General features: G+C 38.7%; 9 protein-coding genes. All 9 read right to left on the minus strand.

The window, feature by feature from the left end:
* Positions 1–10: 10 nt before the first annotated feature.
* Positions 11–910 (minus strand): zinc metalloprotease HtpX, encoded by a 900-nt coding sequence (htpX, locus tag H7U01_RS05490; protein WP_064524726.1) that lies wholly within the window; start codon positions 908–910, stop codon positions 11–13.
* 1 nt (position 911) lies between these two features.
* A complete protein-coding gene (locus H7U01_RS05495; RefSeq protein WP_201041249.1) occupies positions 912–1,472 on the minus strand; it encodes a LemA family protein in 561 nt (186 codons plus the stop codon).
* Positions 1,473–1,619: 147 nt separating this feature from the next.
* On the minus strand, positions 1,620–2,621 hold the full coding sequence (locus H7U01_RS05500; RefSeq protein WP_201041250.1) for a DNA/RNA non-specific endonuclease: 1,002 nt from the start codon (positions 2,619–2,621) through the stop codon (positions 1,620–1,622).
* Between the two features lie 147 nt (positions 2,622–2,768).
* Complete coding sequence (locus H7U01_RS05505) at positions 2,769–6,233, minus strand: YSIRK-type signal peptide-containing protein (RefSeq protein ID WP_201041255.1); 3,465 nt, start codon at positions 6,231–6,233, stop codon at positions 2,769–2,771.
* 532 nt (positions 6,234–6,765) lie between these two features.
* On the minus strand, positions 6,766–7,701 hold the full coding sequence (locus H7U01_RS05510; protein ID WP_201041251.1) for an Rpn family recombination-promoting nuclease/putative transposase: 936 nt from the start codon (positions 7,699–7,701) through the stop codon (positions 6,766–6,768).
* Positions 7,702–7,779: 78 nt separating this feature from the next.
* Positions 7,780–9,384 (minus strand): type I restriction-modification system subunit M, encoded by a 1,605-nt coding sequence (locus H7U01_RS05515; protein WP_201041252.1) that lies wholly within the window; start codon positions 9,382–9,384, stop codon positions 7,780–7,782.
* 42 nt (positions 9,385–9,426) lie between these two features.
* A complete protein-coding gene (locus H7U01_RS05520; RefSeq protein ID WP_048674426.1) occupies positions 9,427–10,179 on the minus strand; it encodes a hypothetical protein in 753 nt (250 codons plus the stop codon).
* 110 nt (positions 10,180–10,289) lie between these two features.
* Positions 10,290–11,534: a restriction endonuclease subunit S gene (locus H7U01_RS05525; protein WP_104020839.1), complete on the minus strand. Its 1,245-nt coding sequence runs from the start codon at positions 11,532–11,534 to the stop codon at positions 10,290–10,292.
* Between the two features lie 7 nt (positions 11,535–11,541).
* A partial coding sequence (locus H7U01_RS05530; RefSeq protein WP_201041253.1) for a DEAD/DEAH box helicase occupies positions 11,542–13,650 on the minus strand: 2,109 nt, incomplete at its 5' end.

A 13,650-nucleotide genomic window follows, 5' to 3' on the forward strand; every position in this document is an offset into this window, starting at 1 on the left:
CTCACTTTTTTTACATTTGTTTCAAGCGTTCCACCCGTTCTGAAATTGGTGGGTGAGTATAGAAGAGCTTCTGCAAACCAGATTCCTTTTTAGGATCATTGATATAGAGGGCTGCGCTCGCATCATCCACATGATGTTGCATTGGCGTACTATTATCAAGTTTAAGCAGAGCATTAATCATACCTTGTGGGTTACGTGTTAATTCGACGCTAGAAGCATCAGCTAGAAATTCACGCTGGCGTGAAATAGCCAACTGAACCAGAGTAGCTGCCAAAGGTGCCAAAATAATGGCAATCAAGGAAATAATGAGAAGAATAATCTCCAAGCCACTACTTCCATTACGGTCATCATCATTACGACGACGGCCTCCACCCCAGAACATCATATTGCGAGCCATACCAGCTAGCATGGTGATCGCAGATGCCAAGGCTACTGCAATAGTCGAAATACGGATGTCATAGTTACGAATATGGCTGACTTCGTGCCCTATGACCCCTTCAAGTTCCTCACGATTCATAACTGCAAGAAGACCTGTCGTAGCAGCTACAGCAGCATTTTTAGGGCTAGACCCCGTCGCAAAAGCATTCATTGAAGGATCATCAACAATAAAGACACGTGGCATCGGTATTTGTGCCACCATAGCCATATCTTCAACCACATGATAAAGGTTTGGAGCGGTTTGTTCATCAACCTCTCGTGCACCATTCATAGCCATAACGACATTGGTTGATTGGAAAATCATGGTAACGGCATAGATAAAACCGATAACTAGAGCAAGAATCAAACCACCGAAGCCTGAACCTAACCAAAGATAGCCGACACCGTAACCAACAAGGCCCAACAAGAGGAAAAAGACCAGGAGCAAAAGCCAAGTCTTTCTCTTATTTCGAGCAATCTGATCAAATAACATATTAGTTACCTAGTCCACTGAAATCAACCTTAGGAACAGCTTTTTCTTCTTCAGGTGTTTCAAGGAATTCAGCAGCCTTAAAGCTAAACATCTTAGCAATAACATTGCTTGGGAATGTTTCCAATTTCACATTGTAGTTACTTGTCACACTGTTATAAAGTTGACGTGAATAGGCAATTTTGTTTTCAGTGTTTGTCAACTCTTCTTGAAGCTGGCTGAAGTTTGCACTAGCCTTAAGGTCAGGGTAACTTTCAGCTACCGCAAAGATTCCAGAAACCTGGCGTGTCAATTCATCACTAGCACGCATCGCTTCTGCTGGCGAAGTCGCCGCTGCTACTTGATTACGAAGTTCTGCTACTTTTTCAAGTGTTGAACCTTCGTATTTTGCATAACCTTTAACAGTCTCAATCAAGTTAGGAAGAAGGTCATTACGACGTTTCAATTGAACATCAATTTGACTCCATGCCTCCTTAGTTTGCATACGGCTTTTAACCAAGCCGTTATAACTTGCAATAACAAAAATTACAAGAACAACGATAGTGGCAATAATAATCCAAATCATATTTTTATTCCTTTCTTGTACTGAAAAAGAGTCAATTAACCTCTCTTTCAAGTATTTTGATAGTCTCAGTATATCAAATTTTCAGATAAAAGTGGTAAAATGTGAGTCGTTTTACAAAAAAACTGGACATCTTGTCCAGCTTTTTTATTACTCTTTAGACGTGTGTCGTTTGCCTTGGGCTAGGGCATCTGCTTCTGTCATAGTAACGACATTTGCTTTGTTGGTGTTGCTAGGCATACTATTGATGTCATACCAATAAACATCTGCTGTTCCATGACGCGCCACATAAACTGTTCTATTCTCTTCTTGTATAGGTTGCACAGGCTCTGGTTCAGAACTTGGTTGTTCAGTCACCTGTGAACTCTCAGAACTAGGCTCAGATGGTGCTTCAGTAAATTCAGTTACCGTATTTGTTGCTGTCCCATCTGCATAATTGATTTCTGCATTTGGTGATTGGTTATCTAAGACAACATGTGTAACTCCCTGACTATCAAGAGTCTCCTTATCTCCACCAAGTTTAATTTCCAAGAGATTTCCAGAACTATCGATACCAACATACTGAAGTTCCACTTGACGAGGCAACAACTCGTCTCCACTGTAGATAGCTGTTACCTTATAATCTAACCAATAGTTAGGGTGGAGTGCCAGCCAGTTATCCAAGCGATTCTCGTAATAAAGCATGCCTGACTGATTACCTTCGTCGGTTCCTTTATAATTTCCAGAGTTCAACCAGGCAGTCATAGGTACTAAATTCTTGCCCTCGTCATTGACACCAGAAAACTGATAGCCAATCAAATGTCCTCGATTCATTAACCAAGATTTTGATTTACCATCACCATAATAAAACTTATAGTTATGCCATCCTACAGGATCATATTTTATTTTACCGGGGCGTTTATTCTTTGGCTCGTCCTTATCTTGTAACTGTATATGAGCACTGTGGGCACGTCCTAACTGGTCCTTTTCCTCCATGACAAACTGCTTTTGACCATTAAAAGCTAATATACCATTGCTCTCATCCGCTTGAGCTACTTGAGAGCTTACAGTCAACGATTGTTTGCTAGTATCTACTGAAAATCCGAAACCTAAAGTAAATACTAAAACAAGAAGAGCAAATAAACGAATCCTACTATTTCTTTTTTCTTTCATTATCTTAACTCCTTAATTTTTTATCACTTTAATTATACAGGACCAAATCAAAGCGGATGATTAAAAATAAAGAATAATGATATTAGCTATCTTAGAACTTGCTTAAAAAAACAAGAAACATCCATTTTATTGGATGCTTCTTACCTATTATTTACCTGCTTTTTTACCTTGTTTTGTAAGGTAAACTGTAGATATACTTAGTGCCGCAGCAACTCCGACAAGAAGGAAGACCGTTGTAGTATTAGACTTACCTTTTTCTTTTGAAGTGCTAGCTTGACTTTCAGAACCCTTAGCAACCTGGTTTGCCTCAGTTGTTTTATCAATACGGGCGACATTCTTAGGTGTCTCATCCTTCTTGCTTTCCGCCAATTCTGACAAATCATTGCTAATCTCTTTGGCTACACCTTCAGAGCTTGTAAGTGATGCCGCTTCTGAGGCTAATGTTTCAGATGCCATAACCGCCATGACTTTACTTGCAATCACATCCACAGATTTCTCATTCAACAGAGAATTAAAGCGAATAGCTTCTGAGGCGAGCTGACTGCTTGTTATAGGGGTTTTTAGGTCATTGTTATAAGCGACCTGACTATTTGGCGAAATGCTGACAACTTCAGATGTACTTGCTGTTGTTGGTGCTTCGGAAACTTTGACGTCAACCTGACTTGTTGAACCTTTTTCAATAACTTCTGAAGAAACCTCGCTTATCGGATCCTCTTGTGTACTTTCTGAAGTTGGAGATTTCTCTGGGCTGTCAGAAGTAATTACTACGTCAACCTGACTGGTAGATGAAGCTACTGGTGTTTCCTCACTCTTTGGTGACTCAGAAACTGAAGTCTCAGAGACCACTTCACTGTTTGATGCTTCGAAAACTGGAGTACTTGAATCTGCTTCACTCTTCGGTGTTTCTGATGCTGAAGTCTCGGAGACCACTTCACTGTTTGATGCTTCGGAAACTGGAGTACTTGAATCTGCTTCACTCTTCGGTGTTTCTGATGCTGAAGTCTCAGAAACTACTTCACTATTAGATGCTTCGGAAACTGGGGTGCTTGATCCTGCTTCACTCTTTGGTGACTCAGAAACTGAAGTCTCAGAGACCACTTCACTAGTGGATGCTTCGGAAACTGGAGTACTTGAATCTGCTTCACTCTTCGGTGTTTCTGATGCTGAAGTCTCGGATACCACTTCACTGTTTGATGCTTCGGAAACTGGAGTACTTGAATCTGCTTCACTCTTTGGTGACTCAGAAACTGAAGTCTCAGATGCCACTTCACTGTTTGATGCTTCGGAAACTGGAGCTGTTGAACCTGCTTCACTTTTTGGTGTTTCTGATGCCGAAGTTTCGGATACTACTTCACTATTGGATGCTTCGGAGACTGGGGCTGATGAACTTTCCTCACTCTTTGGCGTTTCCGATGCCGAAGTCTCAGATACCACTTCACTAGTTGATGCCTCGGAAACTGGGGCTGATGAACTTTCCTCACTCTTTGGCGTTTCCGATGCTGAAGTCTCAGATACCACTTCACTAGTTGATGCTTCGGAGACTGGGGCTGATGAACTTTCCTCACTCTTTGGTGTTTCTGATGCTGAAGTTTCAGAGACTGGATTATTGACTGGCTTTGGCTCAGGCTTTGTTGGAGAAACTGTTGAAACAGCTCCAACAATCGTCGCCTTATTGTCAATCGTATTATTAGATAAACGGATTTCTCCATTACCATTGTCACCCATCTCAAAGTTTTTGGTAATCACTGGATCAGCCAAGGTATTCAATAGTTTATTATTGTAGACATCGACATTCTTGATTGTTCCACGAACTTGTTGGAAATCAATGGCACCACGATGGAGGTTATAGAGGTCATTAGTTGTCCCTGAACGTAGAATGGTATTGTCATGAATCTTAATTCCAGAATCATTGAGGTCAAAATTGTGACCTGCAAAGACAGTGTTTACACGGATACCTGCTCCAGCAAAAACATCCTTGATGAGGTTTCCTGAAATTTCATGCCCCTTACCACCAAAAATACCGATACCAGCCGCACGCCAACCTGATTCAATGGTGTTATTAAGGAATTTATTATTTTCCTCAGCTGCGGCATTTGTCCCATCTGAAATACTTGACCAGATAGCTAAACCATCATCACCATTCCCACGGATATTAGAGTTCTTAACTGTTGAATTCTTGGTCCCTTGAGCAAAGTTAATACCATCAGCCAAGTTATTACGGATACGAGCATTTTCAACGACAAGACCGTCCGTATACTTCATATTTCCCGTCTGGTCGTAGTCTCCAATCCACATACCGACTTCAAAATGCTGAACCCAGATGTCGTGAATTTTCGAATCCTTACCAAGTGTTCCCGAGATAGCCTTGTACTGTGCATCTTCGTTATAGCGAGACGTCAAGTTAGAATCCATATAAAGATTGCTCAACTCAATGCCATTACTATTATGACCAACGACAATACCACCACCATAGCGTTTGTCACTTGTAAAGTGTAGTTGCGTATGCCAAACACCGGCACCTGAGATTTTTAGATTATCAGCTTCTATATTAACCTGTTTGTCAAAATTGAAACGCCCTTCTGGAATATAGACAGATTTTCCGCTGGCTTTAGCTTCTTCCACAGCCGCAAGTAGGGCAGCTGTGTCGTCACTATCATCATTAGCAGATGCTCCCTTATCCACGATACTGATACTATTTTCACCTTGGGCAACAGGCGCTGGAGCCTGTTCAAGCTCAATAAAGTCAATACCGTAAGGGACATTGTCATCTTTCTTCTTAACTAGAGAAATCTTATCACCAGATTTCAATTGAATATCCTTGAGGAGAAGACGTGTCTCATCAAAACGAAAACGTGCACTGGAACCATCAATGGCTTGATCATACTCATGGTCCCCTTTAAGGTACTGCCATGCTGAGTGAGATGACAAATCAAGATTACCAACGCTTGAACCATTGACCTGCACATCCAACTGACCTGATGCACCATCAGGTATTGTATAACGCACATTCAAAGCATTGGCTGGCTCAGTGACATTGAAAGTAACTGCCACATCCTTTTTAAGAAGCTCAACATAAGTTTGGTTAGTCGCTTCCACAGCCGTAGATTCCATGTCCGTTGACTGTTGGATTGTAGCACCATTTTCAACACTTGCATTCTCTGCCTCATGAGTCGTATAAGGCATCTTTGCACCGTAACCATCAGTGCTGTACTCCTTGCCTTGACCTTGGTTCTCACTCGCATTGGTTAAGACATTTGCTGAAGTTTCTTGAGTTTGAGGGTTGTTTGCCTCAACCAATTGATCAATGGTCGGAGTCTGTTCAGCTGCTTGAACAGTTGTTACCTGAGGCTGAACTGGAGCAATGTTGGCAGGCTGTGACGCTTGCACAGTCTCAACTGATGCTGGTTCGGAAGTCGCCAATTGTGCCGTTGAAGCTGTTTGAGGTGTCTGTGCCTGATTTGAGGCATCAGTCAAATCACTAATCGATTGTGCCTCATCGGCCTGAGCCCCTTGCCCATTGGCAAGAGCCATGAACCCAATCAAAGCTGATGCTGCCCCAATGGAATATTTTCGGATGCTGTACTTTGGTTTTGTTTTACTTTCTCTAAACAAGTTAATTCTCCCGATACTTTTTTTCACAATCTCTCCATTTTAGTTTTAAGCTATTCTCGAACTAAAAACAGAGACTCTTAAATATTTGATGTACTTAATGATGCTGTTGTTTCTTTAATCCAAAACAAACCAAAACAAATTATAAGTCATGAGAACACAAAATAAAAGGCTAAGTAATCCATTTTAACAAGGCCTTAACAAAAATGTCATATTAGAAAGTTCAGTTATTCATTTCTAAATTATAGTCTAAAAATGTCGCACAAAAAGGTAATTTCTTTCACGTGTAAGAAAGAGAAAACTCTAAACTTCCATAAAGGCTTATTTAGCAAGATTTATCGGCTAAAACAATCAAATTGTATTAAATCTGTTTTCTCAGATTTATGTCAAACGTTTGACAGTCTTTTTTAATTTTACGATTCAAAGTATTATTTTCCGAATGTTTAAGTATTACAAATGTTAAATACCCAAAAATAAAAAAAGAGACAAAAACTGCCTCTGACTTTTCAAATAAATGTTTATTCCTAACTGATTCTTACGATAACAATGTCTCTAATTCTTCAACCGATAAACCAGTCACATCCGATACTACTTCTAACGACAGACCTTTTGACAGCATCTTACGAATCAGTTCTAGTTGTCCCTCATAACGACCTCGTTCTAACCCTTGTTTAAGTCCACGCTCTAGTCCTTGCTCTAACCCTTGTTCCAAGCCTTCTTCACGTGCTTCATCGATAGCTGTTTCCATAGTCATGTCATAATTTTCTTGAATACGTATGCGTTCATCAATCATCGCCTTTTCCTCCTGTGTCCAGCTGGATGAATCCAGTAATGAATCGGCATGCGTGACCGCTTGACTAGGTTCCTTAGAAAATGGGAGATTTCCAAAAAACTCTAGCCACTGCCGCCCTTCATCCGTAATATGCTTACCTTTATTATACTTATCCAACTCTAAAAAGGCAATCTGAAGAAGGTTTTGCCGTTTCCCATCCTTGTAGTAAGAATTTAACGGATTGCTCGTCCGACTATTGGCCATCCAATAAGTATTAATCGGGGACTCCTCATCTGGCAACAAGGTCTTCTCCAAGATAGCTATGCCATAGACTGGCTCCATCTGCTCATACATCTTATGCGTCTGTCCTTGTTGGCGTAATTGTTGCACATTTTCCACCAGCTGGTTAGCCAAATAATAATGAAAACGATTGAGAAAATAATGCTGCTTACGCACCTGAATCTCAATGATAACCTCAGTTCCATCATTCAACTTGGCTCGAACATCCACCGACGTTGAAAAGAGCTCATCCTCATCAAAGTCCTTTTTATGAAGCTGCGTCCCCTCCAAAATCTGAGCATCCACAACATCCAAATCCAAAATATCTCGAATGAAAGCCACCGTCACCTCAGGCAGACTGAAAATCTTCTTAGCCATGATATCCAAGGTCGGTGAGACATGCTTGTGTCTTTTTTCCATGTACCTCTCCTTAAGAAAAAATAGAGGATTGGCCCCTCTACTACTATCTATTCGGAAAAAGTAAATGAAAGCTTGCAACTACCCCTTAAATGCTTTCACAAAAGCCTTGAGTTCTTCGTCTGCTTCTGGAGTAGTTCCATGAAGCTGGCCAAGCATATCAAGAAGGGATGCTGTCTGACTTTCGATCGTCGCATTGGTCTGATTAATCTTAGCCACAATCTCGGTCAAAGGCTCCACTTCTTCTTCCTCAAAGGTATCCACATAGCGAGGAATATTAAGGTTGTAGTCATTTTCCACAATCTCTTCAAAGCTAGCCAGATGGGCGAACTTGTCCATATCCTCACGACTCTTATAGGCATCGAGAATCTTTTCAATATGGGCGTCTGTCATGATATTCTGATTTTTCCCTTTATCAAACTCCTTAGAGGCATCGATAAAGTAAACATCACGATTGGTGCGGTTCTTTTTGAGAATGATAACCGTCGTCGGAATACTGGTGTTAAAGAAAATATTAGCAGGCAGTCCGATTACCGTATCAATGGCACCTTCTTCTAACAAAGCCTTACGAATAGTCCCTTCAGCATTACCACGGAAGAGCACCCCATGAGGTAGGACGATAGCCATAACACCATTGTCTTGTTTCAAGTGATAGTAACCATGCAAGAGGAAGGCAAAATCGGCCTTAGACTTAGGTGCCAGTTTCCCAAATGGTGAGAATCGAGGATCATCCATGAACCCTGAGCTAGCAGACCACTTGGCCGAATAAGGTGGGTTCATGAGAACACCGTCAAAGTTAGTCGGCTCTTGAGTTGGCCAATCCTCATCCAAGGTATCAGCGTTATGTAAAAACTGGTTTTCAATCGGCACACCATGCAGGATCATGTTCATACGTGCCAGGTTATAAGTTGAGGTATTTAACTCTTGACCAAAGTAAACCACTGTCTGTGGTTGGCGTGAATAGCGTTTGGCATTAAGCAAGAGCGAGCCTGACCCCATTGTGGCATCGTAAAGGGTAAAGCCTTGCTTGTCCTCACGACCTAAAAAGGCAATCTGGGTCATAAGCTTGGCTACAGGTTGCGGTGTATAGAACTCACCAGCTTTCTTACCCGAATCCGTCGCAAACTGACCAATCAGGTACTCGTAAGCATCACCAAGCATGTCACCAGCATGACCTGCCACATCTAAGACAGCCAACTCTTTCATCACAGCCGCAACCGTCTGGTTTTGCTTTTGAGGAGTCGCCCCAAGTTTCTTAGAGTAGAGGTCGATATCTTCAAAAAGATTTTCGTAAAGCTCGTCACTCTGCTCAATATCACGGAAGCCCTGAGCCAAGTCCTCTAGCTGGAAGCTTCCATCATTCACTTGCTCTACTAAGGCCGTAAAGGTCAAGTCAGGATGAATGGCATAACTCATCTCATCAGTAATAACTGCCAAGAGGTCCTCGTGAGTCTCCTCATCCTCATAGTATTTACGATAGACCGCCAGTGCCTCTTCCAAGCTTTCTGTCTCTTCCTCCATGGTCTCTGCCACGAAAAAGAGCATCTTGTCCGACAAATACTTGTAAAAGACCATGCCCAAGAGATAAGACTTGTAGTCGTTGGCATCCATCTTAGAGCGGAGCACATCCGCTGAGTTCCACAGGGCTTGATAAAGCGACTGGGAGGTTTGTGTTGTTTCTGACATAATGTTTCTTTCTTTGTATTTTTGAATGTTATCCTATTCGTTCTAATAGCCAATCACGTTTGTTTCCACTTCTTTGATGACCTCATCTGAAATCTCAGAAATAGGAAGTTGGTAAATAGTATTTTGATGTGGGTTGAAAATGCCTAGATTTTCAATGGTTTGAAACTCTGGATGAATCGAACGCCTACCCATGAGATAGTAAATCAGTAGCTGCAAGGTATGGTCCTTATTAGGCTTGCTGGCGGTGACTTTAAAGTCCCAAAGGGTATCTTTAGTCAGGAAATCCCCATCACCAGTCGTTATGGTAGCCGTATAAGCCCCCTCCATGGTAAAACCATCCGCAGTCACAGGATCAAAGGCCTTGAAAAAGCTCAAACTACGCTCAACCATGATACGAATATTAGCAATAGTAGCCTGATTTGGCACAATCCCCTCCACTGGACGATAAGCCAGAGGACCAGCACGAAAGGCACTATCAAAACCTGCCAACTGACAAGCCTTAGTAATCGACAAATCGTCTATCCCCTTAACATCATCCAGAAGACCAAAAGCCTTAGCCTCCAGCCTCATGGCACGAGCACCAAGCAAGGAAATCTCAAAGGCCTCCTCAACAGCTGTCCCATCCATGAAACGACTAAGATAGTCCACAGCAGTCCCAACCAAACTAGCCGCAATAGACTCCTCAGGATTAAGACCCTGATCATCATCAAGCGTCGTCACAGTAAAAGTCTTGACCGGAAGATAACCACCACGAGGCTGTTTAATCTGTTTGATACGTTGTGTTACTGATACCATGTTGGTCTCCTACTTTTGCTTAAATTCTATTGCTTTCATCTACTATCACTGTAAAACTGAAACTTTCGTTGCTAATCAGTCAAGTAAATAAATAGTCTTTATTCACCTTTTTAGATAAACATATCTTGCAAGAGTTTCTTTTTCAGCGTCTCAAGCTGAGTAATTTTCTCTTGATAAGAAGTGATAAGCTGGTCAAGATTTGAGAAATATGAGCCGATAGCTTGTTGTTCTCGAAATGCTGGGCATAAAAAATCATATTTTTTAAAGTCAACAGTCGTAAAACTCGCCTGATTTACTGCAGGTTTAGTAATAGATTTTATATAATTTTGATAACTTTGTACAAAAGTCATTAAATATATAAAATAAGGATAATAATCTTCTTTTACGGTTAATTTCAATATATTTGTTGTATATATCGTCTCCCTATCTGGTTCCCTTAGCACAATTGCAGCAGTCCCCATTTTTGCCTCACTGTTTATAAAATTAACCAATATATCATTCTCTTTTACAAAATAATTTGCTGTATTAGCTCCTTTAGGATCTTCCTTAAACCAGTATTTTATATCTCTATCCAAATTTAAAATTCCGTCACTAATATTGTTAGCTCTAATAACTGGAAGACCAATATCGTCATTTGATAATTCTCGCGACAAGCCACTTTTTAACTCAGATAATACATCACCTAATTTTATAATTCTCCACTCACCTTCAAAACCATCTAAACGAATTTCAGGAACTGCTTTTCCAGCTTTAGGGAACATCTTAGAGAGCATGGCTGCCTTGAGAGATTGGTAGTTGGCAAGATTGTCCTTGTAGCTAGCCAGAAGGTCGTCGAGAGTACGGAAAAGGAATCCGATGGCAGATTGTTCATCTATAGATGGAAAAGATATTTTAAATTTTTCTACATCATTTTTTGTAATGTTAGGATCTTTTCTACTACTCGCTGCAACATTTCTCCAACTTTCCTTTTTAAAATTTAAAAAATTTAGTAGAAAATTTGGATTAATTTCATTGACTGGCATCAAAGCTACTAGGGCTTGATTAATCGTAGCAGGATAAGCTAGTAAGCCTGTTCTTCCAATTTGATTAAATCCACCGTACATTGCTATCAATACAGACTTTTCAGGTAAAACTTTTAATTTTGTTGCTCCATATACTGAGATCTTTTCTTCATTAGAACATATTATAGAATTATTTAAATCTGTTGTTTTTATCCATGGAATTTCTCCATTTTGATAATTCCTATTATCAGATCGTGACGGAGTGTTTCCGGAATAAACTTCGTATAATTCTCCTAATTTAGATTTAGTCCAAATATTTTCAAATTCATTGAATCTTATTTTAGGTTTATTCATTTTCCTATCACTCTCTCATGTTTAATTTCACTTCAGAAATCAAAATTCCATTTTCTTTATTTTCATTCATTTTATCAATTATCATTGGGTCAAAAAAAATCGAACACTGTTTTAAATCTACACTATAATAATCTTTATATTTTTCTTCTAGAAGGTCACAAATTATGCCACTTACACCACAGTTAAGCATGGCTATACGCGTCTCATCTGTAGTTCCGAATTTAATTTTATTATACAGATTGACAGAAATGAGGTTCAGCTTAAAAAGTACATCTATAAATTTCATAATTTCATTATCAATAAAATCGTACTCTTCCTTCAATCTAACAATTGCTAAGTTTACTCTTTCTAGATGATTTTTTTGGTTTAAGTCAGTCCAAAGCTTTCTGAAACCTCCACCACGTGTCTTATCTCCCCATTTTCCAACAAAAACACTTTCCTTTTCCTTAATAGACAAATTATCCCAATAATTTAGGACATCAGTTACCATAGCTGTCATTTTTTTTGACCTCATCCTCCAACTAATCAACATAATGTAAAATGCTTGAGCTTTATGAGATTTTAATCGTCTTAGATTCTCCTCATTGCTATTTTCATCAATTCTTTTGAAAAATAGAAAATCTAGTACTTTGAAAACGCTATCTATGTTTTCAGCTATTGATACATTAGACATTTGTGATTGAATTTCCATTTCCATGGTAAAAATATTAAAAATAGTTACATTGTTTTGATATAAAAGTTTCCCTACTTTTGTTTTAGCTATATTTACAGTTTCTTGAATTTCAAGATTATCGTCTGAAATATTTGCTAATAATTCTTCTGCTTTAACCTTCTCATCGTCTGAAGATGAAGTATAAGTTAATAAAGGATTTTCTGGATAATCTTGGGAACTATTTTCATCCTGTATCAGTAACTTTCTACCCTTAATAAATTGTTCAAAATTCATATTAATCGGAGCATACTTACCTTTTATAATATGTATTTCTGGCAATAAATAGTCAAGATTGCCTGTCTTTTGGTTGAATATTTCACTAAATCTACAAATTCGTCCAATTAAATTTTTAAATCCTGATGGGGTTAAATAACTATTTCCTCTTTTAGGATTTAAAATAAACATTCGAGTCGCAGGTAAATTAACACCCTCAAGTAATGTAGAATTCGCTACTAAATATTTAATTTCATCTATCTTAGAATATAACTCCTCAATATAAAAACGGATTGACTCTGGCATAGACCCATGATGGTATACCACACCTTTACGAATACACTCTATCAATTTATAATCTTTATGAATAAATTCTTGTAGGTCGTTGAGAATTTTTTTAATAAATGGCTTATCAATTGGTTTTAGATTATTTGATAATTCAATTGCAAAACGTTCAATATCTACAGGTTTATTTAAATAAATAATATTCTTCCTATCTGCTTCATTAATAACTACCTGATAATCATTTGTTATGCTTTGATTTTGAATTTGAATGAATTTATGACTCTTCGGAGAAAATTGATCCAATAGTTCTTTTGTATTTCTATTTAAATCATGGAAGTAAAACATTTCTGATTTTACTTGTTCAGTTACTTTGTACCACTCATTAAAATTATCATCCAAATACTTAATTTCCAAACTCTTTCTATCAATCAAGAATGGAGTTAAATATTTATATGCTGATTCTGGATTTCTCTTTTTGTTAATTATTAATACTGATGTTAAGAGTACACTCCTAGAATCGTCAGATGTATATCTATCTAATAAATTATGTGCCTCATCAACTATTACGAAATCAAAAAATAATTCTCGATTTTCTTGAAGTAGTTTAAGCAATCTCTCTTGCGTTAATACAGCTAAAATATGTAAATCAATATCTGAATACATATCTGGCTGAGTTACTATTTTTCTATATCCAAATTGGTTAATGATTCTTTTCTTAGTCTGAGTTAATAATGATTTAGTAGGTGTAATAATACAAATATTTTTGTCTTGAAATTTTTCAACAAAAGATAAAATTAACTCTGTTTTACCATATGAGGTTGGTGCAACAATGATTTGTGATTTATTAAGATTTAGGTTCACAGATTTAGTTAGTTCAAGTTGTCCAATTGTTCTATATACATTATT

It is taken from the genome of Streptococcus sp. 21.1 (genome assembly GCF_016648635.1).
Lineage (GTDB): Bacteria > Bacillota > Bacilli > Lactobacillales > Streptococcaceae > Streptococcus.

Coding starts and splice junctions, on each gene's coding strand:
- htpX (WP_064524726.1), bottom strand. CDS start 910: ATGTTATTTGATCAGATTGCTCGAAATAAGAGAAAGACTTGGCTTTTG.
- H7U01_RS05495 (WP_201041249.1), bottom strand. CDS start 1,472: ATGATTTGGATTATTATTGCCACTATCGTTGTTCTTGTAATTTTTGTT.
- H7U01_RS05500 (WP_201041250.1), bottom strand. CDS start 2,621: ATGAAAGAAAAAAGAAATAGTAGGATTCGTTTATTTGCTCTTCTTGTT.
- H7U01_RS05510 (WP_201041251.1), bottom strand. CDS start 7,701: ATGGAAAAAAGACACAAGCATGTCTCACCGACCTTGGATATCATGGCT.
- H7U01_RS05515 (WP_201041252.1), bottom strand. CDS start 9,384: ATGTCAGAAACAACACAAACCTCCCAGTCGCTTTATCAAGCCCTGTGG.
- H7U01_RS05520 (WP_048674426.1), bottom strand. CDS start 10,179: ATGGTATCAGTAACACAACGTATCAAACAGATTAAACAGCCTCGTGGT.
- H7U01_RS05525 (WP_104020839.1), bottom strand. CDS start 11,534: ATGAATAAACCTAAAATAAGATTCAATGAATTTGAAAATATTTGGACT.